Source organism: Streptomyces sp. RGM 3693 (genome assembly GCF_050471125.1).
Taxonomy (GTDB): Bacteria; Actinomycetota; Actinomycetes; order Streptomycetales; family Streptomycetaceae; genus Streptomyces.
Map to the genome: position 1 here is coordinate 366,723 of NZ_JBMPPQ010000002.1, position 26,564 is coordinate 393,286.

21 protein-coding genes and 1 pseudogene are annotated in these 26,564 nt (G+C 68.5%); 13 read left to right on the forward strand and 9 right to left on the reverse strand.

Features of this window, described 5'->3' with window-relative positions; translation table 11 throughout:
* Window positions 1-16 precede the first annotated feature (16 nt).
* From murJ to trxA, 6 genes are all read left to right on the forward strand, one after another.
* Window positions 17-2,251, forward strand: coding sequence for a murein biosynthesis integral membrane protein MurJ (gene murJ, locus ACO0M4_RS18955; RefSeq protein ID WP_430371870.1), 2,235 nt, complete (start codon window positions 17-19; stop codon window positions 2,249-2,251).
* Window positions 2,252-2,358: 107 nt separating this feature from the next.
* Window positions 2,359-4,080: a protein kinase family protein gene (locus tag ACO0M4_RS18960; protein ID WP_430371872.1), complete on the forward strand. Its 1,722-nt coding sequence runs from the start codon at window positions 2,359-2,361 to the stop codon at window positions 4,078-4,080.
* Between the two features lie 186 nt (window positions 4,081-4,266).
* Window positions 4,267-4,962, forward strand: a complete 696-nt coding sequence (gene sigM, locus ACO0M4_RS18965) for an RNA polymerase sigma factor SigM (protein WP_430371873.1) — start codon at window positions 4,267-4,269, stop codon at window positions 4,960-4,962.
* Window positions 4,959-5,915, forward strand: coding sequence for an anti-sigma factor family protein (locus ACO0M4_RS18970; protein ID WP_430371875.1), 957 nt, complete (start codon window positions 4,959-4,961; stop codon window positions 5,913-5,915). The genes sigM and ACO0M4_RS18970 overlap by 4 nt, the downstream gene beginning before the upstream one ends.
* Before the next feature lie 113 nt (window positions 5,916-6,028).
* On the forward strand, window positions 6,029-7,003 hold the full coding sequence (gene trxB / locus ACO0M4_RS18975; RefSeq protein ID WP_430371877.1) for a thioredoxin-disulfide reductase: 975 nt from the start codon (window positions 6,029-6,031) through the stop codon (window positions 7,001-7,003).
* 47 nt (window positions 7,004-7,050) lie between these two features.
* Window positions 7,051-7,377 carry a thioredoxin gene (gene trxA, locus ACO0M4_RS18980; protein ID WP_390010918.1) on the forward strand — a complete coding sequence of 109 codons (327 nt, stop codon included), beginning with the start codon at window positions 7,051-7,053 and terminating at the stop codon, window positions 7,375-7,377.
* 66 nt (window positions 7,378-7,443) lie between these two features.
* On the opposite strand, the gene ACO0M4_RS18985 is transcribed toward trxA, so the two are convergent.
* The 9 genes and pseudogenes from ACO0M4_RS18985 to rpmH all read right to left on the reverse strand — a co-directional run bounded on the left by ACO0M4_RS18985 (window position 7,444) and on the right by rpmH (window position 14,286).
* Window positions 7,444-8,061: a GNAT family N-acetyltransferase gene (locus tag ACO0M4_RS18985; RefSeq protein WP_390010920.1), complete on the reverse strand. Its 618-nt coding sequence runs from the start codon at window positions 8,059-8,061 to the stop codon at window positions 7,444-7,446.
* 308 nt (window positions 8,062-8,369) lie between these two features.
* Window positions 8,370-9,470: a ParB/RepB/Spo0J family partition protein gene (locus ACO0M4_RS18990; protein ID WP_430371878.1), complete on the reverse strand. Its 1,101-nt coding sequence runs from the start codon at window positions 9,468-9,470 to the stop codon at window positions 8,370-8,372.
* A complete protein-coding gene (locus ACO0M4_RS18995) occupies window positions 9,467-10,537 on the reverse strand; it encodes a ParA family protein (RefSeq protein WP_430373850.1) in 1,071 nt (356 codons plus the stop codon). Before ACO0M4_RS18995 ends, ACO0M4_RS18990 begins: the two co-directional genes overlap by 4 nt.
* 306 nt (window positions 10,538-10,843) lie before the next feature.
* Window positions 10,844-11,569, reverse strand: a complete 726-nt coding sequence (rsmG, locus tag ACO0M4_RS19000; protein WP_430371879.1) for a 16S rRNA (guanine(527)-N(7))-methyltransferase RsmG — start codon at window positions 11,567-11,569, stop codon at window positions 10,844-10,846.
* Window positions 11,570-11,703: 134 nt separating this feature from the next.
* Complete coding sequence (locus tag ACO0M4_RS19005; protein ID WP_390010926.1) at window positions 11,704-12,210, reverse strand: protein jag; 507 nt, start codon at window positions 12,208-12,210, stop codon at window positions 11,704-11,706.
* Between the two features lie 14 nt (window positions 12,211-12,224).
* Window positions 12,225-13,349 (reverse strand): membrane protein insertase YidC, encoded by a 1,125-nt coding sequence (yidC, locus tag ACO0M4_RS19010; RefSeq protein ID WP_430371880.1) that lies wholly within the window; start codon window positions 13,347-13,349, stop codon window positions 12,225-12,227.
* A gap of 3 nt (window positions 13,350-13,352) precedes the next feature.
* Window positions 13,353-13,670 carry a membrane protein insertion efficiency factor YidD gene (gene yidD / locus ACO0M4_RS19015; RefSeq protein WP_006604423.1) on the reverse strand — a complete coding sequence of 106 codons (318 nt, stop codon included), beginning with the start codon at window positions 13,668-13,670 and terminating at the stop codon, window positions 13,353-13,355.
* 86 nt (window positions 13,671-13,756) lie between these two features.
* Window positions 13,757-14,125, reverse strand: a pseudogene (gene rnpA, locus ACO0M4_RS19020) (ribonuclease P protein component); the annotation flags it as partial.
* A 23-nt stretch (window positions 14,126-14,148) separates the two neighbouring features.
* Complete coding sequence (gene rpmH / locus ACO0M4_RS19025) at window positions 14,149-14,286, reverse strand: 50S ribosomal protein L34 (RefSeq protein ID WP_003975051.1); 138 nt, start codon at window positions 14,284-14,286, stop codon at window positions 14,149-14,151.
* A gap of 375 nt (window positions 14,287-14,661) precedes the next feature.
* Here rpmH and dnaA point away from each other — a divergent pair, with 375 nt between their 5' ends.
* The 7 genes from dnaA to gyrA all read left to right on the forward strand — a co-directional run bounded on the left by dnaA (window position 14,662) and on the right by gyrA (window position 26,549).
* The gene (gene dnaA, locus ACO0M4_RS19030; RefSeq protein ID WP_430371882.1) at window positions 14,662-16,545 is read left to right on the forward strand and encodes a chromosomal replication initiator protein DnaA; all 1,884 of its coding nucleotides are present in this window, start codon (window positions 14,662-14,664) and stop codon (window positions 16,543-16,545) included.
* Between the two features lie 977 nt (window positions 16,546-17,522).
* Window positions 17,523-18,653, forward strand: coding sequence for a DNA polymerase III subunit beta (gene dnaN, locus ACO0M4_RS19035; RefSeq protein ID WP_430371884.1), 1,131 nt, complete (start codon window positions 17,523-17,525; stop codon window positions 18,651-18,653).
* 172 nt (window positions 18,654-18,825) lie between these two features.
* A complete protein-coding gene (gene gnd, locus ACO0M4_RS19040) occupies window positions 18,826-19,704 on the forward strand; it encodes a phosphogluconate dehydrogenase (NAD(+)-dependent, decarboxylating) (RefSeq protein WP_430371885.1) in 879 nt (292 codons plus the stop codon).
* Between the two features lie 40 nt (window positions 19,705-19,744).
* Window positions 19,745-20,881, forward strand: a complete 1,137-nt coding sequence (gene recF / locus ACO0M4_RS19045; protein WP_430371887.1) for a DNA replication/repair protein RecF — start codon at window positions 19,745-19,747, stop codon at window positions 20,879-20,881.
* The gene (locus ACO0M4_RS19050; RefSeq protein ID WP_430371889.1) at window positions 20,878-21,411 is read left to right on the forward strand and encodes a DUF721 domain-containing protein; all 534 of its coding nucleotides are present in this window, start codon (window positions 20,878-20,880) and stop codon (window positions 21,409-21,411) included. Before recF ends, ACO0M4_RS19050 begins: the two co-directional genes overlap by 4 nt.
* 408 nt (window positions 21,412-21,819) lie before the next feature.
* Window positions 21,820-23,874 carry a DNA topoisomerase (ATP-hydrolyzing) subunit B gene (gene gyrB / locus ACO0M4_RS19055; protein ID WP_430373852.1) on the forward strand — a complete coding sequence of 685 codons (2,055 nt, stop codon included), beginning with the start codon at window positions 21,820-21,822 and terminating at the stop codon, window positions 23,872-23,874.
* Window positions 23,875-23,924: 50 nt separating this feature from the next.
* Window positions 23,925-26,549: a DNA gyrase subunit A gene (gene gyrA, locus ACO0M4_RS19060; RefSeq protein WP_430371890.1), complete on the forward strand. Its 2,625-nt coding sequence runs from the start codon at window positions 23,925-23,927 to the stop codon at window positions 26,547-26,549.
* The last annotated feature ends 15 nt before the right edge of the window (window positions 26,550-26,564 follow it).

Below are 26,564 nucleotides of genomic sequence, written 5' to 3' on the forward strand. Positions count from 1 at the left end.
ATGAGGTGGGGCAGCGATGAATGCGCCGTATGACGGTGACCGCAGCCGGGGCGCCCATGGCGATCCCTCGGGGGCGGTCCCTCCGACGCCGCCGTTGCCCGGGGACCAGGACCAACACGTCCAGGACGCCTACCGCAACGACCTGTACCCGTCACCAGCCCCGACCGGCCAGGCTCCGACCACCGAGCCTCGCTACGACCAGGCCGCGCCCCCGCCAGCCCCGGGACAGCCCGCGCACCCCCTCTACCAGCAGCCGCCCGGTCCGCAGTACCCGCAGCACACCCCCGCCGCGCAGCAGTGGCCCACGCCCGCACCGGCCGGGCCGCAGGGCCCGACCCACAATCTTTCGTACGGCGAGCCCGACGCGACGGTGCAGTTCGCCGGCGGCGACGCGCTGATGGCCCAGGGTGCCGACGAGCGCCCCGAGCGGGATGCGTTCGCCCATCTCTTCCGGGACCAGCAGCAGCCCTACCAGCCGTCGCACCCCGCACCGGCCCCCGTGGCCCCGCAGGCACCGCTGGCGGCCCCCGGCCCGGAGCCGGTGGCACAGCAGCTCATCGAAGAGCCCGAGCCCGAGCCGGAGCCCGCCCCGGTGGCGGCGGCCGGCAAGCAGTCCGGGGGCCGCGCCTCGGGACTGCTGAAGTCCAGCGCGGTGATGGCCGCCGGCACGATGGTGTCCCGGCTCACCGGCTTCGTCCGCTCGGCGCTGATCGTCGCGGCGCTCGGCGGCGCGGTCCTCGGTGACTCCTGGCAGGTCGCCTACCAGCTGCCAACGATGATCTTCATCCTGACCATCGGCGGCGGTCTGAACTCCGTCTTCGTCCCGCAGCTCGTCCGCGCGATGAAGGAGGACGACGACGGCGGCGAGGCCTACGCCAACCGGCTGCTCACCCTGGTCATCGTCGTCCTGGGCGTCCTGACGGTACTGGCGGTGTTCGCCGCACCACTGTTGGTGAAACTGGTCTCGTTCGACATCTCCCGCGATCCCGCGGCCAACGAGGTCGCGGTTGCCTTCACCCGCTACTGCGTGCCCACGATCTTCTTCATGGGCCTGCACGTCGTCATGGGCCAGATCCTCAACGCCCGCGGCCGCTTCGGCGCGATGATGTGGACCCCGGTCCTCAACAACATCGTCATGATCGCCACCTTCGGCCTGTTCATCTGGGTCTACGGCACGGCGAAGACCTCCCACATCGGCGTCACCACGATCCCCGACCAGGGCATCCGGCTGCTCGGCATCGGCACCCTCCTGGGCCTGGTGGTCCAGGCGCTGGCGATGATCCCGTACCTGCGTGACGCCGACTTCAAGCTGCGGCTCCGGTTCGACTGGCGCGGCCACGGCCTGGGCAAGGCCGCCAAGCTCGCCAAGTGGACGGTGCTGTTCGTCCTCGCCAACCAGGCGGGTGTCCTGGTCGTCACCCAGCTCTCCACCTGGGCCGGAAACACCGCGGACCGGCAGGGCCACCCAGGCACCGGCTTCATCTCGTACGCCAGCGCCCAGCTGATCTGGAACATGCCGCAGGCGATCATCACCGTCTCCGTCATGGCCGCACTGCTGCCCCGGCTCGCGCGCTCCGCCCACGACGGCGACACCGGAGCGGTCCGGGACGACATCTCCCAGGGCCTGCGCACCTCGGCCGTGGCCATCGTCCCGATCTCGTTCGGGTTCCTCTCCCTCGGCATTCCGCTGTGCACGCTGGTCTACGGCTCGTCCGGCGCCGGTATCCCGATGGGCTACATGCTGATGGGCTTCGGCGTGGGCCTGATCCCGTTCTCGGTGCAGTACGTCGTCCTGCGCGCCTTCTACGCGTACGAGGACACCCGGACGCCCTTCTACAACACGGTGATCGTCGCCGGCGTCAACGCCGCGGCCTCCGCCCTCTGCTTCCTGCTCCTGCCCGCCCGCTGGGCCGTGGTGGGCATGGCAGCGTCCTACGGCCTCGCCTACGTCATCGGCGTCGGCGTCGCCTGGCGCCGCCTGAGTAAGCGGATGGACGGCGACCTGGACACCTCACACGTGGTGCGGACCTACGCCCGGCTCGCCGGCGCCAGCATCCCCGCCACGATCGTTTCCGGCGCCCTGGTGTACGTCCTGATGCAGGCACTGGGCACCGGGCTCGTCGGATCGCTCGCCGCGCTCGTCGGCGGCGCCGCCGCACTTCTGGCCGTCTTCTACCTCGCCGCCCGAAAAATGCGGATCGAGGAGCTGAACGCCCTGGTCGGCATGGTCAGATCCAAGCTGGGACGCTGACCGGGCACAACCATCGACTGCCACCGTGTGTCGTGCATAGTGGCGGACTGTGGGCACAATTGTCTTGGCTCATTGAGCCTGCAACGGATGGGGAGGCAGGAACGACGGTGGCGGAACGGAGCACGGCTGCCGTCGACGTGGCCGACACGAGCGGCGAGGAGCCGCTGACCGCCAAGGCGGGTCGGGCCACGGACGACGGTGCGGAGGCCGAGAAGGTATCCAGCAAGGAAAAGGACACCGCACGCACTGAAGACGAGCGTGCCGAGGCGACCGATTCCAAGCCGCCGGAACTCCACAGCGGCCATAAGCTCGCCAGACGTTATCGACTTGAGGAGTGCGTCACCCGTCTGGACGGATTCAGCAGCTGGCGCGCCGTCGACGAAAAGCTGCGGCGGGCCGTCGGCGTGCACATCCTCCCCGCGGACCACCCCAGGGCCCGTCCGGTGCTCTCGGCCGCCCGGGCCTCCGCACTCCTGGGCGACCCCCGGTTCGTCCAGGTCCTCGACGCCGTCGAGGACAACGACCTGGTCTACGTCGTCCACGAGTGGCTGCCGGACGCCACCGAGCTGGCCACGGTCCTCGCCAACGGTCCGCTCGAACCCCACGACGCCTACCAGCTGGTCAGCCAGGTCTCCCAGGCCATGGCCGCCGCCCACCGCGAGGGCCTGTCCCATCTGCGGCTCACCCCCGGCTCGGTGCTGCGCACGGAATCCGGGCAGTACCGCATCCGCGGCCTCGCCGTCATGGCGGCGCTGCGCGGCATCACTTGCGAGCACCCGCAGCGCACGGACACCGAGGCGATCGGCGCGTTGCTGTACGCCGCCCTCACCCAGCGCTGGCCGTACGAGAACGACGCTTACGGCCTCGCCGGTCTGCCCAAGGGCGTCGGCCTGATCGCACCGGACCAGGTGCGCGCGGGCGTGCACCGGGGGCTGTCCGAGCTCGCCATGCGGGCACTGGTCAACGACGGGGCCACCGCGTCCCGCCAGGAGCCGCCGTGCACCACGCCGGAGGAACTGGCCAAGGCGGTCGCCGCAATGCCGCGCATCCGTCCTCCGGAGACCGCGTTCTCGACCCCGCCGCCGTACCAGCGCACGGGTTTCCAGAAGGGCTCCTACGGCCAGCAGCGGGCCCACAACGGCCAGTCGGTGCAGGCGACGCAGCCCGTCGTCCCGCCGCCGCCCCCGCTCCAGAGCCGTACTGGCAAGGCGCTGAAGTGGTCGGTTTCCGCACTGCTGATCGCGGCGCTGGGCCTGGGCAGCTGGCAACTGGCGGACACCCTGCTCAAGCGGGAGGGCGACCAGGACACCCAGGGGAACTCGCAGACCACCGGCGGGGGCGCCAAGAGGCCCGACGGCAAGACGATCAAGATCGTGGACGGCGCGGAGTACTACCCGGACGGCCAGCCGCAGCACCCCGACGAGGCACGGGACACCTACGACGGGGACCCCGCGACGTACTGGCGCAGCAAGAGCTATCACGAGGGCCCCAATCTGAATCCGGCCTTCAAGAAGGGCGTCGGGCTGGTCTACGACCTCGGCTCGAAGCAGCAGATAAGCACCGCTTCCATTGGGCTGCACTACATCGGTGACCACACGACGGTGACGCTCTACGCCGCCGATTCCCTCTCACCGACCGAGCCGCTGAGCTCCATGCAGGAGCTCGGTACGGCCAAGACCTCGGGAAGCACCGCCAAGGTCACGCTCAAAACACCGGCGAAGGCTCGCTACGTCGTCGTGTGGATCACCGCGATGCCCTATTCGCTGCAGGACACCTACAGCGGCCCCGGCTACAAGCAGGGCGTAACCGAGGTTTCCTTCACCAGCTGAGCACGCACGCCGTCCGACAAGGGCGTGGGTACGGAGGTCGATCGGCCGAGAGGCCGGCGCCCGTACCCACGCCCTTCGGTTCGCAGAGATCGTTTCCGGTCGGCGAGGTGCCTTTCCCAGCATTTACATTCGTCACCCGGCGGGCTTCAATGGGACCGAGATCAGGCAGCTACGGCCGGGGGGCCCGTGTCCACCGACAGCGACAAGGCTTCGACACCAACCGACGCTGATCTCCTCGCCCTGCATGTGAAAGGCGACCCCGATGCGTTCGGGGAGATCGTCCGGCGCCACCGTGACCGGCTTTGGGCCGTGGCTTTACGCACCCTCGGTGATCGCGAAGAAGCGGCTGACGCCGTGCAGGACGCGTTGGTCTCCGCCTATCGCGCCGCACACTCCTTCCGAGGCCAGTCGGCCGTGACGACCTGGCTGCACCGCATCACGGTCAACGCCTGTCTGGACCGGGCCCGCAAGGCCGCCTCGCGACGCACCTCCCCGGTCGCCGAGACCGAGCGCTTGGAGCAGCTCCTCGAACCCGAGGAATCCGCGGCGCTCCCGGCCGAACGTCAGGACCTGCACCGTGAACTCCTCATAGCGCTGCGCACCCTCCCCGAGGAGCAGCGTGCCGCTCTCGTACTCGTCGACATGCAGGGATATTCCGTCGCGGAGGCCGCTGAGATTCTCGGTGTACCGACCGGAACAGTGAAAAGCCGCTGCTCACGAGGGCGAGCTCGGCTACTGCCCTTGGTCACCCATCTGCGCGGCGACGGCGGGGGTAGCGATCCCGCGAGCGGGGGAAGGAACCGGGCGCAGGGGACATCCGTCCCACCGACGGCAGGACCGAAGGGCACAGGTGCCGTGAAGGGCGGAGGTGGGCGAGCGTGACGTCGACGACCGGCGCAGGCGAGCACCCGGAGGTCTCCGAGATCTCCGATCTCACGGACGGGCTGCTCTCCCCCTCACGCACCGCGGATCTGCGGGATCATCTCGCCGGCTGCGCACTGTGCGAGGACGTCTTTGCGTCTTTGGAGGAGATCCGAGGACTTCTCGGTAGGCTCCCCGGCCCGACGCGGATGCCGGCCGACATCGCCGAGCGCATCGACGCAGCCCTTGCCGCTGAGGCGCTGCTGGACTCCTCCACTGCCGAGCGTAAACCTCTCGTTTCACGTGAAACAGCGCCCTCCCCGGGCTCGGTTTCACGTGAAACATCGAACGCGGATGCCGCCGTTTCACGTGAAACCAGCGCGCAGACGCCGCTCCGAGCAGCTGCCTCCGCGCCGCCGATCGGACGGGGCCGCGGCGCTTCCGGGCCGGGCCGGCAGACGCCGGGGCGCCGTTCGTCGCGCTCCCGACGGTGGCCCCGGATCCTGCTCGGCACGGCAGCCGCAGCGGCGGTACTCGGAGTGGGCGGGCTGCTCATCCAGAGCGCCGGCACCAGCGGCGTCCAGGCCACCAAGCAGGACAGCTCCTCCACTGTGAGTGGGAGAACCCCAGCGGGCCTGACCGCCGCGACGCTCGGGTCGGACGTCCACAAGCTGCTCGCCACGAAGAAGGCACAGCAGACGCCGGAGATCGGCACCCGCAGCTCCCCCGAGACTCCGCTGCGGGGCGAGGCGGACACCGTTCCCTCGTGTGTGCGCCAGGGCATCGGTCGCACCGAGAAGCCGCTGGCCTCCACCCGCAGCGTCTATGAGGGCAAGGACGCATTCCTCGTGGTGCTGCCGCACCCGTCGGACCCGAAGAGCGTCTCCGCTTACGTCGTCACTGCCTCCTGCATCTCGACCAGCCCGCCGGCTCCTGGGAAGGTTCTGCTGACCCACTCGTATCAGCGAGACTGAGCGGCGAGATGTGCGCTGTGGCACTCCGGGAATGCTCGCCCCTTAGGATCCGTTGGGTGGGGTGAGAGTTCCGAGACCCCAGCAAGCCGTCGGCAGAGACAAGGAAGACACCCGTGAGCGACGTCCGCAACGTGATCATCATCGGCTCCGGGCCCGCGGGCTATACCGCAGCGCTCTACACCGCCCGCGCGTCCCTGAAGCCGCTCGTCTTCGAAGGCGCCGTCACCGCCGGCGGTGCGCTGATGAACACCACCGACGTGGAGAACTTCCCCGGTTTTCGCGACGGCATCATGGGTCCGGATCTGATGGACAACATGCGCGCCCAGGCGGAACGCTTCGGCGCCGAGCTGGTGCCGGACGACATCGTCTCGGTCGACCTCAGCGAGGAAATCAAGACCGTCACCGACACCGCGGGCACGGTGCACCGCGCCAAGGCGGTCATCGTCACCACCGGCTCTCAGCACCGCAAGCTCGGTCTGCCGCGCGAGGACGAACTGTCCGGCCGTGGCGTCTCCTGGTGCGCGACCTGCGACGGGTTCTTCTTCAAGGACCAGGACATCGCCGTTATCGGCGGTGGCGACACCGCGCTGGAAGAGGCCACCTTCCTCTCGCGCTTCGCCAAGTCCGTCACGGTCGTCCACCGCCGCGACACCCTGCGGGCGAGCAAGGCGATGCAGGAGCGTGCCTTCGCCGACCCGAAGATCAAGTTCGTGTGGGACAGCGAGGTCGCCGAGATTCACGGCGAGAACAAGCTCTCCGGTCTGACGCTGCGAAACGTCAAGACGGACGAGAACTCCGAGCTTCCGGTCACCGGCCTCTTCATCGCGATCGGTCACGACCCGCGCACCGAGCTTTTCAAGGGCCAGCTGAACCTCGACGACGAGGGTTACCTCAAGGTCGACGCGCCCAGCACCCGGACGAACCTCGCAGGCGTCTTCGCGGCCGGCGATGTCGTCGACCACACCTACCGCCAGGCGATCACCGCTGCCGGCACGGGCTGCTCCTCCGCCCTCGACGCCGAGCGGTTCCTCGCGGCGCTCTCGGACGGCGAGGTCACGGCCGAGCCCGAGAAGACCGCGTCCGCCTGACCCGCGCACCCCAGCTTTCCCACCACCCACCCAGTAAGGAGATTGCCATGGCCGGCGCCACGGTGACCGTCACGGACGACAACTTCGAAGAGGTCGTCCTCAAGAGCGACAAGCCCGTCCTCGTGGACTTCTGGGCCACCTGGTGCGGCCCGTGCCGTCAGGTCGCCCCGTCCCTCGAGGCCATTGCCGCCGAGCACGACGAGATCGTCATCGCGAAGCTGAACACCGACGAGAACCCGGCGACCACCGCCAAGTACGGCGTCATGTCGATCCCGACCATGAACGTCTACAAGGACGGCGAGGTCGTCAAGACCATCGTCGGCGCCAAGCCGAAGGCCGCCATCGAGCGCGACCTCTCGGACTTCCTCGCCTGAGGTACGCCGTCACGTTTCACGTGAAACACTCGGCGATGTTTCACGTGAAACATCGCGGCGGGCCGTCTACAACGGTCGGAGCGCGGGCTCCTTCTGCACGGCTCCAAGCAGACGGTCCAGCGCAAGCTCCACGTCTTCCTTCCACGAGATCGTGGTCCGCAGTTCGAGCCGCAACCGCGGAAAACGGGGATGCGGGCGAACGGTCTTGAAGCCCACGGCCAGGAGATGATCGGCGGGCAGCACACACGCCGGCTCGGTCCAGCGAGCATCGCCGAACGCCTCGATGGCCTTGAAGCCGCGCTGAATGAGATCTTTGGCCACCGTCTGCACCATCACCCGGCCCAGCCCCTGCCCCTGGTAACCAGGAGTCAGCCATGCCGTCAGCAACTGCACCGCATCCGGCGACACCGGGCTGGTGGGGAAGGCCGTGGAACGCGGGACGTAGGCCGGTGGGGCGTACATGACGAACCCCACCGGCACGTCGTCGACATAGACAACGCGCCCGCAGGATCCCCACTCCAGCAGCACCGCTGAGATCCAGGCTTCCTTCTCCAGCTCGGGACGCCCAGCCTTTACCGCAGCCTCGCCGCTGACGGGGTCGAGCTCCCAGAAGACGCAGGAGCGACAGCGCTTGGGGAGATCCGGAAGGTTGTCCAGCGTGAGCGGTACGAGCCGACGGCCCATGGAACCAGGTCCTCGCTTCCCTCGCCTGCCGCACCACGCAGCGCTGTCAGCGCCACCTGCTCCCTGAGCAGACCACCAACGAACCCTCCGAGGGCTGCGAGGCCGAACCCCGCCGCCAGCAGTCCAGTGCGGCTCACTGATCGCATGGCCTTCTCCTCGATGTGAGGTCTCTCCACGTGGATGCGTGCCATACCCGATCGCATCGTATCCACCCTGTATGGGCGCGGGTACTGCCAGAAAGCAAAGGGCGAGCCGTGTTCCGGTATCGGTTCCGGAACACGGCTCGCCCACGAGCCATACACGTCAGCTCACTGCTCTTCGCCACTCTCGTCGGCCGAAGCGCTTCCCAGGACGGGACCCTCGCCCGGAGCAAGGGTGCCGAGGATGCGCTCCAGGTCGTCCATGGAGGCGAACTCGACGACGATCTTCCCCTTCTTCTGACCAAGATCGACCTTCACCCGGGTTTCGAAGCGGTCGGACAGCCGGGAGGCAAGACCGGTGAGCGCGGGGGACACCCGAGCCCCCGCCCGGGGCTTCTTCGCCTTGCCGGCACTCTTGAGGCTCGCCCCCATGAGCGTCACGATCTCCTCGACGGAACGGACCGACAGCCCCTCCGCCACGATGCGGCGCGCCAGGTTGTCCTGCTCCTCCGAATCCTCCACCGAGAGCAGAGCCCGAGCATGCCCCGCGGAGAGCACCCCGGCCGCGAGCCGCTTCTGCACCGACGGCGACAGCTTCAACAGCCGCAGTGTGTTGGTGACCTGCGGACGTGAACGCCCGATCCGGTCGGCCAGCTCGTCATGGGTGCACTTGAAGTCCTGCAGCAACTGGTCGTAGGCAGCGGCCTCTTCCAGCGGATTCAGCTGTGCCCGGTGCAGATTCTCCAGCAGCGCGTCGAGCAGCAGCCGCTCGTCTTCCGTGGCCCGCACGATCGCGGGGATCTTCTCCAGCCCGGCTTCCCGGCAGGCTCGCCAGCGCCGCTCACCCATGATGAGCTCATAGCTCCCCGGTGCCGTCTGGCGGACCACCACCGGCTGGAGCAGGCCCACCTCCTTGATGGAGGTGACCAGTTCGGCGAGAGCGTCCTCGTCGAAAACCTCGCGCGGCTGCCGCGGATTCGGCCGGATCGCGTCCAGCGGCACCTCGGCGAAGTACGCGCCAGCCACCTCAGCCGGGAGACCGCTCGTATGCTCCGCGTCCGTCGGAGCTTCTGTTTCACGTGAAACACCGGGCGTGGGCAGCGAGGCCACCTTGGCGGCCGCCACTCCGCGATCCGGAGCCAGAACCGGTACGGACGACGGTGACGTGGTTCCCCTTCCCACCAGCGGCCCGGACTGGTCCGTGCTCTGCGGTGCGGCGGGGATCAGTGCACCGAGCCCTCGGCCCAGCCCCCTACGTCGTTCACTCACTGAGTCCCCTCCGAGATGCTGTGCTGTGCTTGGTAGTTCACACTCAGGCCCTGCTCCCCGGGGTGCGCCGCCCCCCGCAGCGCGATCTCTCGGGCCGCTTCGAGATACGAGAGTGCGCCACTGGATCCCGGGTCATAGGTGAGCACCGTCTGCCCATAGCTGGGTGCCTCCGAGATGCGGACCGAGCGGGGGATGCTCGTCCGGAGCACCTCATTGCCGAAGTGGCTGCGCACCTCGTCGGCGACCTGCGAGGCAAGACGGGTACGTCCGTCATACATGGTGAGCAGGATCGTCGAGACATGGAGCTTGGGGTTGAGATGCCCCCGCACCAGTTCAACGTTCCGCAGCAACTGCCCCAGACCTTCCAGCGCGTAGTACTCACACTGGATCGGAATCAGCACCTCGGCACCGGCAACCAACGCATTGACGGTCAGCAGGCCGAGCGAGGGCGGGCAGTCAATGAGGATGTAGTCCAGCGGCTGTTCATACGCCTTGATGGCGCGGTCCAGCCGGCTTTCGCGGGCCACCAGCGAGACCAGCTCAATCTCGGCACCGGCCAGATCGATGGTGGCGGGCGCGCAGAAGAGCCCCTCCACCTCGACCACCGGCTGCACGACGTCGGAGAGTGGCTTGCTCTCGACCAGCACGTCGTAGATGGACGGCACGTCGGCGTGATGGTCGATCCCCAGGGCCGTCGACGCATTGCCCTGCGGGTCGAGGTCAATCACCAGCACCCGGGCTCCGTGCAGCGCCAGCGACGCCGCAATGTTCACGGTGGTGGTGGTCTTGCCGACCCCGCCCTTCTGATTGGCGACCACCATGACGCGGGTCGCTTCGGGACGGGGCAGCCCCTCGCCTGCGCGGCCCATGGCCCCTACCGCCAGCTGCGCTGCGCGACCTACCGGTGTGTTGTCCATCAGGGGCGGCGTTTCACGTGAAACGTCGTCCCCGAACGACTCGTTGCGGGGACCGGGGACCGGATCGGTCATCGGTCCCGCGATGTTGGCGTCGGACCGCAAGGATTCACTCTCCTCGACATCAGGCTCACAATGGTGAGAGCCTGCCATGCTTTCGGTATCGCGAACCAGTGAGGTCCGTTCTCCTGTGGATGAACCCGCTTCTGTGGATACTTTCGTGACCCGTGTGGGTTTCCGGTCGTGCGGCGTGGCAGCCGCACGACCGCGGCCGATGATCCCTTGCAGCAGAGAACGACGTTTCACGTGAAACACGATGCCAGCGCCGCGTCCGATTAAGCCGCGACACTCCGTCTTGTGGCTTTATGTGGCACCTGCGAAATTCGCCCTATCCGCTATTCCGCGGACGGCTGCGCCCACCGCGGAGAAGCCGGCCAGGATTCCTCCCGCATCGCGCCATCAGCGCCGGCGACCCCTCGACGCCCGGCTCGCACGAGCCGCCTTCGCCCGCTTCGCGGCGAAACGCACCCCGCCGGGGCTCTCGCCCACCTCGACACGCACCACGGTCGACAGCGGATCCACCACGCCCTCACCGACGTGCACGATCGACGTATCCACCACGCCGAGCTTGCTCAGCGCAGCACGGGCTGCCTTCAGCTCTTCCTCCGCGGTGTCGCCCTTGAGCGCCAGCATCTCGCCGTAGGGACGCAGCAGCGGCACTCCCCAACCGGCCAGCCGGTCGAGCGGCGCGACGGCCCGCGCGGTCACCACGTGCACCTGTGGCAGCTTGCCCATGACCTCTTCCGCGCGGCCCCGCACGACCGTGACGTGGTCCAGCCCGAGCAGCTCGACGACCTCCTGAAGGAAGTTCGTCCGCCGCAGCAGCGGCTCCAGGAGCGTGATCTTGAGGTCCGGGCGCACCAGCGCCAACGGGATGCCGGGCAGCCCGGCCCCCGAACCCACATCACACACCGAGACACCCTCGGGAACCACTTCGGAGAGCACCGCGCAGTTCAGCAGATGCCGCTCCCACAGCCGCGGCACCTCGCGCGGACCGATCAGCCCACGCTTCACGCCCACATCGGCGAGCAGTTCGCCGTACCGTACGGCCTCCGGAAAGCGCTCGCCGAATACCTCCTGCGCCGTTTTCGGCGCGGGAGGGAGCTCCGCTGATGCCTCGGTCACGGGAACCGCCCCTTCCTCTGGACTGCTTTTCCTGCCGGGAACCCGGCGCTACGACCGGGGATAACACAGAAGGCTGACAAGTTTTGGCCCCGCCTGCGAGCAGACGGGGCCAAAGAAAGACTGAGCGCGAAGCGTCAGGCCGGGAGCACAACCACGCAGCGCTGGGGCTCCTCGCCCTCGGACTCGCTGCGCAGACCGGCCGCGGCCACCGCGTCGTGCACGACCTTGCGCTCGAACGGCGTCATCGGGTCGAGCTTCACCGGCTGCCCGGTGCTCTTGGCCTCTTCCGCCGCACTCGCGCCGACCTTGGCGAGTTCCTCGCGCTTACGCGCCCGGAAGCCGGCGATGTCCAGCATCAGACGGCTGCGGTCGCCGGTCTCGCGGTGCACCGCGAGGCGCGTCAGCTCCTGCAGCGCCTCCAGCACCTCACCGTCCCGGCCCACCAGCTTCAGCAGGTCACGGCTGGTCGATTCGCCGATGATCGACACCGCGGCGCGATCCGCCTCGACGTCCATGTCGATGTCACCGTCGAGGTCCGCGATGTCCAGCAGACCTTCGAGGTAGTCGGCGGCGATCTCGCCTTCCTGCTCCAGGCGGCTCAGGGTGTCGGCGCCCTTGGTGCCAGGGGTCGTGTCCGTCACGTAAGGACTCCTTCTTACTTCTTGGACGGGTGCTTGGGGCGCTGCTGGCCCTTGCGCTGCCCGGACTTGGTGTTACGGGATCCGGAGGCGCCACCCTTGCCAGGCGTACCGCCCTTCCCCTGGTCGTCCTGCGAAGCCTCGGTGTCAGACGCCGACGAACTCGCCCGCGTGCGGTTCTGCGCGGAAGTGCTCGGGGCACCGGCGGCCGTGCCGGTCTGACGCTTGGCCTTCGTCTGCCGCTTGGGCTGCTGGCGGTTCTGGCGCGCCTCCTCGGCGGCCTGCTTCGCCGCGACCTCGGCGGGGCTCTCAACCAGCTTGCCCTGGGCGCGCAGCCGCTCCTGACGCTCGGTGAACGCCTTGCTGCCCGGGGTGGGGTTGCGGCGGATGACGAACATCTGCTGACCCATGGTCCACACGTTGGTGGTCAGCCAGTAGACGAGAACACCGACGGGGAAGTTGATGCCGAAGACGGCGAACATGACCGGGAAGACGTACATCAGCATCTTCTGCTGCTGCATGAACGGCGTCTTCACCGTCAGGTCGACGTTCTTCGTCATCAGCTGGCGCTGGGTGTAGAACTGCGACGCCGACATCAGGACGATCATGATGACCGTGACCACGCGGACGTCGGTCACCGATGCGCCGAGGCTCTGGATCTTCGCCGCGCTGTCCATGAACTTCGCCGCGAGCGGCGCACCGAAGATGTGCGCCTTCTGCGCGCTCGCCAGCAGCGTCGGGTCGATGAAGCCGACGGTCTTGTTCTGCGCGATGTGGCTGAGGACCTGGTACAGGGAGATGAAGAACGGAGACTGCGCCAGGATCGGGAGACAGCTCGAGAGCGGGTTGGTGCCCGACTCCTTGTAGAGCTTCATCATCTCTTCGGACTGGCGCTGCTTGTCGCTCTTGTAACGCTCCTGGATCGCCTTCATCTTCGGCTGGAGCGCCTGCATGTTCCGCGTCGACTTGATCTGCTTCACGAAGAGCGGGATCAGGCAGATACGGATCAGCACCACCAGCGAGACGATGGACAGACCCCACGCAGCTCCACTGTTCGGATCAAAGACCAAACTGTAGAACGAGTGGAACTGGACGATGATCCAGGAAACTGCGTAATAAAGAGGACCGAGGATCGTGTCCACGAATCAGGCTCCTTGGGCGTTGGGCTGAGTCTCGGGCTGGGCGACAGGCTCAGGGACGGTGGGCCCGCCCAGGCGGCTCCTCAGCCGCTGATGCCAAACCGGACGCTTCCGGGGAGGGACGTGGTCGACGCCACCGAGCGACCACGGGTTGCACCGCAGAATGCGCCAGGCGGTCAGCGCAGTCCCCTTCACCGCGCCGTGCCGATCGATGGCCGTATAGCCATAGTGCGAACACGACGGGTAGTACTTGCAGACCGGGCCCAACAGCGGGCTGATGGTCCACTGGTAGATCTTGATCAAAAGCAGCAGCGGGTACTTCACTGTGCGCTCCCTCCCGGGTCCCGTCCGGGTTTCCCGGGGCCGGCGGCGCAGCCGCCGTCGGTCACCGCCCCGGTGGGATTGCGGCCTTTCGGCGCCCCTCCCAGCAGCCGCTCCAAGGCGGCGTCCAGGTCGCGGGCCAGCTGGTCGTACTCCGCCGCACCCGCGCCGGGCAGGGCCCGTACGACAACCAGGCTACCGGCGGGCAGCCGGTCCAGCCGGTCGCGCATGAGATGGCGGAGCCGCCGCTGGACCTTGTTGCGGACGACCGCAACGCCAACGGCCTTGCTCACGACGAAACCCGCACGCGTCGGGGGAACACGTTCCCCCGACGCGTGCGGGTCCGTTACGCCGCTACGACAATGCACGACAAGGAGCGGGCGCCCGGCCCTGCGTCCCCGGCGTACCGCGGTCGCAAAGTCCTCGCGCCGCCTCAGCCGATTTTCGGTAGGCAGCACGTCATGGACCTAGGTCTGGCTGCTCAGGCCGACAGGCGGGCGCGGCCCTTGCTGCGGCGCGTCGCCAGGATCGCGCGGCCGGCGCGGGTCCGCATGCGCAGACGGAAGCCGTGGGTCTTCGCACGACGGCGGTTGTTCGGCTGGAAGGTGCGCTTGCTCACTCGGGGGCTCCAAGAAACTTGTTGTCTCAGAGAGACAGATTTGTGGGGCGTCGACTAGCTGTCACCGTGCGCCCACGAGTAGCTCGCCACGCCCGAGTGCACCGCTACACGACCACGAGAACGCGATCTTTGCCCATCGGAGGCAGGCGGCAGCAGCCATCGACAACTCGACCTGGTCACGGTACGCGGGGCTACGCCATCCGGTCAAACCAGCTCCCGAACGGTGCGGAGAGCCTCCATCAGGACACACTATGCACAGCCTGTGGACAACAACTTGAATCCCCAGGCCCGCCCTGACTACCGTGGCTGAACTCCAATTCCTTCCCGCCCGTCCTGAGAATCACACATTCGTGGGACTGTGAGAGAGCGTGCCCTGTGGCTGATGTACCTGCCGATCTTGCCGCAGTGTGGCCACGTGTACTCGATCACCTCCTGCGGGCGGAGGCCGACGGCCTGAAGCCCAAGGACCAGGACTGGCTCAAGCGGACCCAGCCCCTGGCGCTGGTCGCGGACACCGCACTGCTCGCCGTGCCCAACGAGTTCGCCAAGGGCGTGCTCGAAGGCCGGCTGGCGCCGCTGATCGGGGAAGCCCTCAGCCACGAGTGCGGCCGGCCGATCCGGATCGCGATCACCGTGGACGACTCCTCCGAGGAGCCGCCGGCCCAGTCGTCCGCGCCGCCGCAGCAGCACGCCCAGCACCCGCCGGCCCAGCACCAGTCCGCGCAGCACGACGCGTACGACGGCTACGACGGGCGGCACGACTCCCGGCAGGGCTACGGGCACCAGGGCGATGACCTGCCCAGCGTCCGCCCCGCGTACCCCGACTACTCACAGCCCCGGCACGAGCCCGGGGCGTGGCCGCAGCACTCCCGCACCGACGCGGTCGGCCCGCGCGAGGAGTACGGCTGGCAGCAGCAGCACCTCAGCGGCTACCCCGACCGTGAGACGTCCACGGAGCAGTGGCGCGAGCCGTACGGCGCCTCGCCGCCCGCCCATCTCCAGCAGCGCCAGAACGACTACCGCGCGCAGGGGCCCGACCGCGGCGGGCCACGCCCCTCGGACGGTCCGCGCTCCCCGTACGACCAGCAGCGCCGCGACCTCCCCGAGCTTCCGCCCCCCGGTCCCGGTGGTCGGCCGGGCGGTCCCGGGTCCCCGCTGCCGGCGCCCAGTGGTGCCCCCGGTCCGCTCGCCGCGCAGCCCGCACCGGCGACCGGCCCCGGCGAACCGACCGCGCGACTGAACCCGAAGTACCTCTTCGACACCTTCGTCATCGGCGCCTCCAACCGCTTCGCGCACGCCGCGGCGGTCGCGGTCGCCGAGGCACCGGCCAAGGCGTACAACCCGCTCTTCATCTACGGGGAGTCGGGTCTGGGCAAGACCCACCTGCTGCACGCCATCGGGCACTACGCCCGCAGCCTCTATCCCGGCACCCGGGTGCGGTACGTGAGCTCCGAGGAATTCACCAACGAATTCATCAACTCCATCCGCGACGGCAAGGCGGACGCGTTCCGCAAGCGCTACCGCGACATGGACATCCTGCTCGTCGACGACATCCAGTTCCTGGCGAGCAAGGAGTCGACGCAGGAGGAGTTCTTCCACACCTTCAACACCCTGCACAACGCGAACAAGCAGATCGTGCTCTCCAGTGACCGGCCGCCGAAGCAGCTGGTCACCCTGGAGGACCGGCTGCGCAACCGCTTCGAATGGGGTCTCATCACCGACGTCCAGCCGCCGGAGCTGGAGACCCGGATCGCGATCCTCCGCAAGAAGGCGGTGCAGGAGCAGCTGAACGCGCCGCCGGAGGTGCTGGAGTTCATCGCGTCCCGGATCTCGCGCAACATCCGCGAGTTGGAGGGCGCGCTGATCCGGGTCACCGCGTTCGCGTCGCTCAACCGGCAGCCGGTGGACCTCGGGCTCACCGAGATCGTGCTGAAGGACCTGATCCCCGGGGGCGAGGACGCCGCGCCGGAGATCACCGCGACGGCGATCATGGCGTCGACCGCCGACTACTTCGGGCTGACCGTCGACGACCTGTGCGGCTCCTCGCGCAGCCGGGTGCTGGTGACGGCCCGCCAGATCGCGATGTACCTGTGCCGGGAGCTCACCGATCTCTCGCTGCCGAAGATCGGCGCGCAGTTCGGCGGCCGCGACCACACCACCGTCATGCACGCCGACCGCAAGATCCGCGCGCTGATGGCCGAGCGGCGCTCCATCTACAACCAGGTCACCGAACTGACCAACCGCATCAAGAACGGCTGACGAGCGGCCTGCCGCCGGCCGCCACCGCCACCAGGGCGCCCCGGGATCCGCTCCCGGGGCGCCCTTCGGCGTACGGGGCCAAGGAGGCGTCCGGGGACCGCCCCACGGCACGTCCGCGGACCGCGCGGAGCCGTCGCGGAGCGGGTTTCGGGTCGGATCGCCGGCCGGTCGACGGGTCGTACGCACCCTCCGCCGTCTTCCCAAACCTGTGGAGCGCGCCGGCTCTGTTCGATTCCTGGCGAGGTCACGGCCTCTCTCCACAGATTGGGCAAGAATCTTCCGTCCACAACCTGGGGAGAGGAAAGTTATCCCTGTGGGATCCACAGGCCGGTCCGCTGACGGACCATCGGACGAGGTCAACCGCATGTGGAATTGTGGCCAACCGCAATCCACAGGCTGTGGACAGAGGATTCATCCACAGGGGTGTCGAGAACTTGTCCACCGGCTGCCCACAGGTGAAGGGCTGTTGTCCCCAGCGATCTCCAGCTTCTCCACACCGCTGTCCACTGTTCGGCAACGCAACACCCGCCCTCACCACGCCGAGTGAAAGCGGTCACACCAAGGTGGTGGGTTGGGCTGTGGGGAACGTGGGTAAACCTGGGGACGGCACTGGGGAGAAGTGCCCTGGCCCTGTGCATGGGGTGTGCAGAACTTCTCGCGGTCCACAGCCAGGCCCACTTATCCACGGCTTCAACCCACAGGGGCGGTGGACAAAAAATCGGCGCTGACCTGCGCAAAGTCAGTTGTCCACGGTTTCCACAGGGCCTACTACTACGACCACGGATATCTACCGGGGAATGCGCTTCGAATCGGGCCCTGTGCACAACTCGGCTCCGGAGCCCGTCGCCCCGGTCGAGTCGACTTGACCCCGAGCCGCACCGACTGTCGGCGGCGTGCGTCAGACTGGTCTCCGGCAACCCAGCCGACGACGAAGAGCCAGCAGGGCGAGAGCCAGCAACAGCAGGAGGCGGTTTCCGGTGAAGATCCGGGTGGAGCGCGATGTACTCGCGGAGGCAGTGGCCTGGGCGGCCAAGAGCCTCCCGGCCCGTCCGCCGGTGCCCGTCCTCGCGGGCCTGCTGCTGAAGGCGGACAACGGCGCACTGAGCCTCTCGGGCTTCGACTACGAGGTCTCGGCTCGGGTCTCGGTGGAAGCCGATGTGGAAGAAGAGGGCACCGTCCTCGTCTCCGGCCGGCTGCTCGCCGACATCTGCCGTGCGCTCCCCAACCGCCCGGTGGAGATTTCCACCGACGGTGTACGGGTGACCGTGGTCTGCGGCTCCTCCCGCTTCACCCTCCACACCCTGCCTGTGGAGGAGTACCCGTCCCTGCCGGCGATGCCCACCGCCACCGGCACCGTCTCCGCCGAGGTCTTCGCGGCCGCTGCCGCCCAGGTGGCCATCGCCGCCGGTCGTGACGACACGCTCCCGGTGCTCACCGGTGTGCGGATCGAGATCGAGGGCGACACCGTCACCCTGGCCTCCACCGACCGCTACCGCTTCGCGGTCCGCGAGTTCCTGTGGAAGCCGGAGAGCCCCGACACCTCCGCGGTCGCCCTGGTTCCGGCCAAGACGCTGCTGGACACCGCCAAGTCCCTGAGCAGCGGCGACACCGTCACGCTGGCGCTGTCCGGCTCCGGGCAGGGCGAGGGCCTGATCGGTTTCGAGGGCGCCGGCCGGCGGACCACGACCCGTCTGCTCGAGGGCGACCTGCCGAAGTACCGGACGCTCTTCCCGACCGAGTTCAACTCCGTCGCCGTGATCGAGACCGCCCCCTTCGTCGAGGCCGTCAAGCGGGTGGCTCTGGTCGCCGAGCGGAACACCCCGGTGCGGCTGAGCTTCGAGCAGGGCGTACTGATCCTGGAGGCCGGCTCCAGCGACGATGCACAGGCTGTGGAAAGGGTCGACGCCGACCTGGACGGCGACGACATCTCGATCGCCTTCAACCCCGGCTTCCTGCTGGAGGGCCTGTCGGCCATCGACTCCCCGGTGGCGCAGCTGGCGTTCACCACGTCGACCAAGCCGGCGCTGCTGAGCGGCCGCCCCGCCAAGGACGCCGAGGCTGACGACGCCTACAAGTACCTGATCATGCCGGTCCGCCTCTCGGGCTGACGCGGCCGGACGGCTTTCGTACCGAGCGGGCCCCGGCCGTGTGCCGGGGCCCTTGCGGCGACTGGCTGACAGGCCCTGATGAGCGGCTGAGCCCACAGCTGTGCACGGGGTCTCGGGCGTAGGCTCGGACCCGGGTACGAAGAGCAACGACTATGTGCAAAGAGGGTCTGTGATGGAGCTCGGTCTCGTCGGTCTCGGCAAGATGGGCGGCAACATGCGCGAGCGCATTCGCCGCGCCGGCCACACCGTCATCGGATACGACCGCAACCCCGACCTGGCCGATGTGGACAGCCTCAAGGGGCTTGTGGACAGCCTCAAGGGTCCGCGGGTGGTCTGGGTCATGGTCCCGGCCGGCGCCGCCACCCAGTCGACGATCGACGAGCTGGCCGAGCTGCTCTCGCCCGGCGACCTCGTCGTGGACGGCGGTAACTCCCGCTGGACCGAGGACGAGAAGCACGGCGAGGAGCTGGCTGCCAAGGGCATCGGCTTCGTGGACTGCGGCGTCTCTGGCGGCGTCTGGGGCCTGGAGAACGGCTACGCGCTGATGTACGGCGGTGACGCGGAGAACGTCGCCAAGGTGCAGCCGATCTTCGACGCCCTCAAGCCGGAGGGCGAGTTCGGCTCCGTGCACGCCGGCAAGGTGGGCGCGGGCCACTTCGCGAAGATGGTCCACAACGGCATCGAGTACGCGATGATGCAGGCCTACGCCGAGGGCTGGGAGCTGCTGGAGAAGGTCGACTCGGTCACCGACGTGCGTGAGATCTTCCGGTCCTGGCAGGAGGGCACGGTCATCCGTTCCTGGCTGCTGGACCTGGCGGTCAACGCCCTCGACGAGGACGAGCACCTGGACAAGCTGCGGGGTTACGCCGAGGACTCCGGCGAGGGCCGCTGGACGGTCGAGGCCGCGATCGACAACGCCGTGCCGCTGCCGGCGATCACGGCGTCGCTCTTCGCGCGCTTCTCGTCCCGCCAGGACGACTCCCCGCAGATGAAGATGATCGCCGCGCTGCGCAACCAGTTCGGTGGCCACGCGGTCGAGAGCAAGAAGTAAGTACAACCAGCTCAGCAGCCGGGGAGGTCGGCGCCCAGCTATGCACGTATCGCATCTGTCGCTCGCCGACTTCCGCTCGTACGCCCGGGTCGAGGTCCCGCTCGACCCGGGCGTCACGGCGTTCGTGGGACCCAACGGGCAGGGCAAGACGAATCTGGTCGAGGCGGTCGGCTACCTCGCCACCCTCGGCAGCCATCGGGTCTCCTCGGACGCGCCGCTGGTGCGGATGGGCGCGGACCGAGCGATCATCCGGGCCGCCGTCATCCAGGGCGAACGACAGCAGCTGGTGGAGTTGGAGCTCAACCCGGGCAAGGCCAACCGCGCCCGGATCAACAGATCGTCGCAGGTCAGACCGCGCGATGTGCTGGGAATCGTCCGGACGGTGCTGTTTGCGCCCGAGGACCTGGCGCTGGTCAAGGGCGACCCCGGCGAGCGCCGGCGGTTCCTCGACGAACTGATCACTGCCCGCTCGCCGCGGATGGCGGCCGTGCGCGCGGACTACGACCGCGTCCTCAAGCAACGCAACACCCTGCTGAAGACGGCGGCGCTGGCCCGCCGCCACGGCGGACGGCAGATGGACCTGTCGACGCTGGACGTCTGGGACCAGCATCTGGCCCGCGCCGGTGCCGAACTCCTGGCCCAGCGGCTCGACTTGATCTCGGCGCTGCGGCCGCTGGCGGACAAGGCGTACGAGCAGCTGGCGCCGGGCGGCGGGCCGCTGGGGCTGGAGTACCGCGGTTCCGCGGGCGAGGCGATGGCCGCCGCCTCGAACCGCGAGGAGCTGTACGGCGTGCTGCTGACGGCGCTGGGCGAGGCCCGCAAGAGCGAGATCGAGCGTGGGGTGACCCTGGTGGGGCCGCACCGCGACGATCTACTGCTGAAACTGGGGCAGTTGCCGGCGAAGGGCTATGCCAGCCACGGCGAGTCCTGGTCGTACGCGCTGGCGCTGCGGCTGGCGTCGTACGAGCTGCTGCGGACCGAGGGCAATGAGCCGGTGCTCGTACTCGACGATGTCTTCGCGGAGCTGGACGCGCGGCGCCGGGAGCGGTTGGCGGAGCTGGTGGCACCGGGCGAGCAGGTCCTGGTGACCGCCGCGGTGGCCGACGACGTGCCGGGAGTGCTGGTCGGGGCGCGGTACGCGGTCTCCGGCGGCACCGTAGAGAGGACGGACCGGTGACCGAACCACAGCCGGAGCGGCCCAAGACGCCGGAGCTGTCGGGTGTGGACCTGGCCCGCCAGGCGCTGGTCGCGGCCAAGGAGCAGGCGCGCGCTCGGGGCGCGGCCGCGCAGCAGAAGAAGCAGGCCCGTCGCGGTGGGTTGCGCTCGGGCGCGCGGGCGGACGGCCGGGACCCGCTGCCGCTGGGTGCTGCGATCAACCGCCTGATCACGGAGCGCGGCTGGGAGACCCCGGCGGCGGTCGGTGGGGTGATGGGCCGCTGGCCGCAGATAGTGGGGCCCGAGGTGGCACAGCACTGTGAGCCGCAGCGGTACGACGAGGACGCCCGCGTTCTGACGGTGCAGTGCGACTCGACGGCCTGGGCGACGCAGCTGCGGCTGCTGGCGCCTCAGCTGGTGGCCCGCCTCAATCAGGACCTGGGCCACGGCACGGTCAAGATGATCAAGGTGCTGGGGCCGGGCGGTCCCGGGCGCCGGTACGGGCAGCTGCGGGCGCCGGGTAGCAAGGGCCCCGGCGACACTTACGGCTGAGCGCGACCGTGCGACGGAGCATTCCGGAGAGGGGCGGTGTTTCACGTGAAACACCGCCCCTCTCGCGCTTTCTCGGCTGGTCGCGGGCCGTTTCACGTGAAACAACGCACTCCCGTACGAACCTTGTAAACGCGTGTGATGCATGAGACTCCGCTCACGGTAGCCGGCGGTTGACATGTCGAAGCGCTGAGTGCCCGCGTGGGCGTCCTGGGCCCCCATCTCGCATATGGGGAGTCGGCGGACGTCAGTTCAGGGCGGCACATGGCGACTCAGGCGCCTGCAAACCCCCATGAGTGTCGGCGCTACCGGTAGACTGGTGCCAATCCCGCCCACTCGCGGAACAAGTCGAACGACGAGCCGCTCCCACCTGTCCTTCGCGGGGAGATCGCAACAGGTGTGGAAGGGCTCGTGCTGTGCCAGAAAGGGCGCTTCGTGGCCGACTCCGGCGACCTCAACGAGAACAACATGGCTTCTACCGAAGAGGGGGGGTCGGCCGGCGCCGTGGGCGACTCCTCGGCGGAGAAGTCGTACGACGCCAGCGCGATCACCGTCCTTGAGGGCTTGGACGCGGTTCGTAAGCGCCCCGGCATGTACATCGGCTCAACGGGCGAGCGCGGTCTGCACCACCTCGTGCAGGAGGTCGTCGACAACTCCGTCGACGAGGCGCTGGCCGGCCACGCCGACACCATCGAGGTGACGATCCTGGCCGACGGGGGCGTCCGGGTCATCGACAACGGTCGCGGTATCCCCGTCGGCATCGTGCCGTCCGAGAACAAGCCGGCCGTCGAGGTCGTGCTGACGGTGCTGCACGCCGGCGGCAAGTTCGGCGGCGGCGGGTACGCGGTCTCCGGTGGTCTGCACGGCGTGGGCGTGTCCGTGGTGAACGCCCTGTCGACCCGGGTCGCGGTCGAGATCTGCACGGACGGCTACCGCTGGACCCAGGAGTACAAGCAGGGCGTGCCCACCGCCCCGCTGGCCCAGCACGAGGCCACCGACAAGCACGGCACCTCGGTCACGTTCTGGGCCGACGGCGAGATCTTCGAGACCACCACGTACAGCTTCGAGACGCTGTCGCGGCGCTTCCAGGAGATGGCGTTCCTCAACAAGGGGCTGACCATCTCGCTCAAGGACGAGCGCGCGGACCACGTGGACGAGGACGGCAAGCCGCTCTCGGTGCGGTACCACTACGAGGGCGGCATCGTCGACTTCGTGAAGTACCTCAACTCCCGCAAGGGCGAGCTGGTGCACCCGACGGTGGTCTCGGTGGAGGCCGAGGACAAGGAGCGGAACCTCTCCGTCGACCTCGCGATGCAGTGGAACACCCAGTACAGCGAGGGTGTCTACAGCTTCGCGAACATCATCCACACGCATGAGGGCGGTACCCACGAGGAGGGCTTCCGCGCCGCGCTGACCGGGCTGATCAACCGCTACGCGCGCGACAAGAAGCTGCTGCGCGAGAAGGACGACAACCTCACGGGTGAGGACATCCGCGAGGGTCTGACGGCGATCATCTCGGTCAAGCTCGCCGAGCCGCAGTTCGAGGGCCAGACCAAGACCAAGCTGGGCAACACCGAGGTGAAGACCTTCGTCCAGAAGGTGGTCCACGAGCACCTCAACGACTGGCTGGACCGCAACCCCAACGAGGCCGCGGACATCATCCGCAAGGGCATCCAGGCGGCCACCGCCCGGGTCGCGGCCCGCAAGGCGCGCGATCTGACCCGCCGCAAGGGCCTGCTGGAGACGGCGTCGCTGCCCGGCAAGCTGAGCGACTGCCAGTCCAACGACCCGACCAAGTGCGAGATCTTCATCGTCGAGGGTGACTCCGCCGGCGGCTCGGCCAAGTCCGGCCGTAACCCGGAGTACCAGGCGATCCTCCCGATCCGCGGCAAGATCCTGAACGTCGAGAAGGCCAGGGTTGACAAGATCCTGCAGAACAACGAGGTCCAGGCGCTGATCTCGGCCTTCGGCACCGGGGTCCATGAGGACTTCGACATCGAGAAGCTCCGGTACCACAAGATCATCTTGATGGCGGACGCCGACGTCGACGGCCAGCACATCAACACCCTGCTGCTGACCTTCCTGTTCCGCTTCATGCGGCCGCTGGTCGAGGCCGGGCACGTCTACCTCTCCCGCCCGCCGCTGTACAAGATCAAGTGGGGTCGGGACGACTTCGAGTACGCCTACTCCGACCCGGAGCGGGACGCGCTGATCGAGCGCGGCAAGCAGAACGGCAAGCGGATCCGCGAGGACTCCATCCAGCGGTTCAAGGGTCTCGGCGAGATGAACGCCGAGGAGCTGCGCGTGACGACCATGGACGCCGACCACCGGGTGCTCGGCCAGGTCTCGCTGGACGACGCGGCCCGCGCGGACGACCTGTTCTCCGTCCTCATGGGCGAGGACGTCGAGGCGCGCCGTTCGTTCATCCAGCGCAATGCCAAGGACGTCCGTTTCCTCGACATCTGAGCCCTGTCGGCCCGCACACCAGCCGCAGCTCGAAAGGACTTTGAACCACCATGGCCGACGAGAACCCCCCTGTGACCCCGGACGGCGTGACCGCCGAGGGCGCGCCCGCCACCGTCAACGCCGGCGGGATGCGCGTCGAGCCCGTCGGGCTCGAAACGGAGATGCAGCGCTCCTACCTCGACTACGCGATGTCCGTCATCGTCTCGCGTGCGCTGCCCGACGTCCGCGACGGTCTCAAGCCGGTGCACCGCCGCGTGCTCTACGCGATGTACGACGGCGGCTACCGCCCCGAGAAGGGCTTCTACAAGTGCGCCCGCGTCGTCGGCGACGTCATGGGTACGTACCACCCGCACGGTGACACCTCCATCTACGACGCGCTGGTCCGCCTCGCGCAGCCGTGGTCGATGCGGATGCCGCTGGTCGACTCCAACGGCAACTTCGGTTCCCCGGGCAACGACCCGGCCGCCGCCATGCGGTACACCGAGTGCAAGATGGCGCCGCTGTCGATGGAGATGCTCCGGGACATCGACGAGGAGACCGTCGACTTCCAGGACAACTACGACGGCCGTAACCAGGAGCCGACGGTCCTGCCGGCCCGCTTCCCGAACCTGCTGATCAACGGCTCGGCCGGCATCGCGGTCGGCATGGCCACCAACATCCCGCCGCACAACCTCCGCGAGGTCGCCGAGGGCGCGCAGTGGGCGCTGGCCCACCCGGAGGCGTCCAGCGAGGAGCTGCTGGACGCCCTGATCGAGCGGATCAAGGGCCCCGACTTCCCCACCGGTGCGCTGGTGGTGGGCCGCAAGGGCATCGAGGAGGCGTACCGCACCGGCCGCGGCTCCATCACGATGCGCGCGGTCGTCGAGGTCGAGGAGATCCAGAACCGCCAGTGCCTGGTGGTCACCGAACTCCCCTACCAGGTCAACCCGGACAACCTCGCGCAGAAGATCGCCGACCTGGTCAAGGACGGCAGGGTCGGCGGCATCGCGGACGTCCGCGACGAGACCTCCTCGCGCACCGGCCAGCGGCTGGTCATCGTCCTCAAGCGGGACGCGGTCGCCAAGGTCGTCCTCAACAACCTCTACAAGCACACCGACCTGCAGACCAACTTCGGCGCGAACATGCTCGCGCTGGTCGACGGCGTGCCGCGCACCCTCTCCCTGGACGCCTTCATCCGGAACTGGGTCACGCACCAGGTCGAGGTCATCGTCCGCCGGACGAAGTTCCGGCTGCGCAAGGCCGAGGAGCGGGCCCACATCCTGCGCGGTCTGCTCAAGGCGCTCGACGCCATCGACGAGGTCATCGCGCTGATCCGGCGCAGCGAGACGGTCGACGTCGCCCGCGAGGGCCTGATGGGCCTGCTGCAGATCGACGAGATCCAGGCCAACGCGATCCTGGAGATGCAGCTCCGCCGGCTGGCCGCCCTGGAGCACCAGAAGATCACCGCTGAGCACGACGAGCTCCAGCGCAAGATCAGGGAGTACAACGCGATCCTGGCCTCCCCCGAGCGGCAGCGCCAGATCATCAGCGAGGAACTGGCCGCGATCGTCGAGAAGTTCGGCGACGACCGGCGCAGCAAGCTGGTGCCCTTCGAGGGTGACATGTCCATCGAGGACCTGATCGCCGAAGAGGACATCGTCGTCACCATCACCCGTGGCGGCTACGTGAAGCGGACGAAGACCGACGACTACCGCTCGCAGAAGCGCGGCGGCAAGGGCGTGCGGGGCGCCAAGCTCAAGGAAGACGACATCGTCGACCACTTCTTCGTCTCCACCACCCACCACTGGCTGCTGTTCTTCACCAACAAGGGCCGGGTCTACCGCGCCAAGGCATACGAGCTCCCGGACGCCGGACGGGATGCGCGGGGCCAGCACGTGGCCAACCTCCTGGCCTTCCAGCCGGACGAGCAGATCGCGCAGATTCTGGCCATCCGCGACTACGAGGCGATGCCCTACCTCGTCCTCGCCACCAAGGGCGGTCTGGTCAAGAAGACCCCGCTCAAGGACTACGACTCGCCCCGCTCCGGCGGCGTGATCGCGATCAACCTGCGCGAGCGCGAGGACGGCACGGACGACGAGCTGATCGGCGCCGAGCTGGTCTCGGAGTCCGATGACCTGCTGCTGATCAGCAAGAAGGCCCAGTCGATCCGGTTCACCGCGACCGACGAGGCGCTGCGCCCGATGGGCCGCGCCACCTCCGGTGTGAAGGGCATGAGCTTCCGCGAGGGCGACGAGCTGCTCTCGCTGAACGTGGTCCGGGAGAGCACCTTCGTCTTCACCGCGACCGACGGCGGCTACGCCAAGCGCACTCCGGTCGACGAGTACCGCGTCCAGGGCCGCGGTGGCCTGGGCATCAAGGCCGCCAAGATCGTCGAGGACCGGGGTTCGCTGGTCGGCGCGCTGGTCGTCGAGGAGAGCGATGAGATCCTCGCGATCACGCTCGGCGGTGGCGTGATCCGTACGCGGGTCAGCGAAGTCCGGGAGACCGGCCGTGACACCATGGGCGTCCAACTGATCAACCTGGGCAAGCGGGATGCCGTCGTCGGCATCGCGCGCAACGCCGAGGCCGGCCGTGAGGCCGAGGAGGTCGACGGGCCCGACGGGGCCGAGGAGACCGGCGCGGCCGAGGAGTCCGGGTCCACCGCAGTCGGGGGCGAGCAGCCCGCGGCGGAGTAGCACGAGGAGTAGGTC

Bases quoted from the DNA above. Each gene is read 5' to 3' on its own strand.
- gnd (WP_430371885.1), top strand. From the start codon at position 18,826: ATGGAGCTCGGTCTCGTCGGTCTCGGCAAGATGGGCGGCAACATGCGC.
- recF (WP_430371887.1), top strand. From the start codon at position 19,745: ATGCACGTATCGCATCTGTCGCTCGCCGACTTCCGCTCGTACGCCCGG.
- murJ (WP_430371870.1), top strand. From the start codon at position 17: ATGAATGCGCCGTATGACGGTGACCGCAGCCGGGGCGCCCATGGCGAT.
- ACO0M4_RS18995 (WP_430373850.1), bottom strand. From the start codon at position 10,537: ATGGCAGGCTCTCACCATTGTGAGCCTGATGTCGAGGAGAGTGAATCC.
- ACO0M4_RS18985 (WP_390010920.1), bottom strand. From the start codon at position 8,061: ATGGGCCGTCGGCTCGTACCGCTCACGCTGGACAACCTTCCGGATCTC.
- trxA (WP_390010918.1), top strand. From the start codon at position 7,051: ATGGCCGGCGCCACGGTGACCGTCACGGACGACAACTTCGAAGAGGTC.
- gyrA (WP_430371890.1), top strand. From the start codon at position 23,925: ATGGCCGACGAGAACCCCCCTGTGACCCCGGACGGCGTGACCGCCGAG.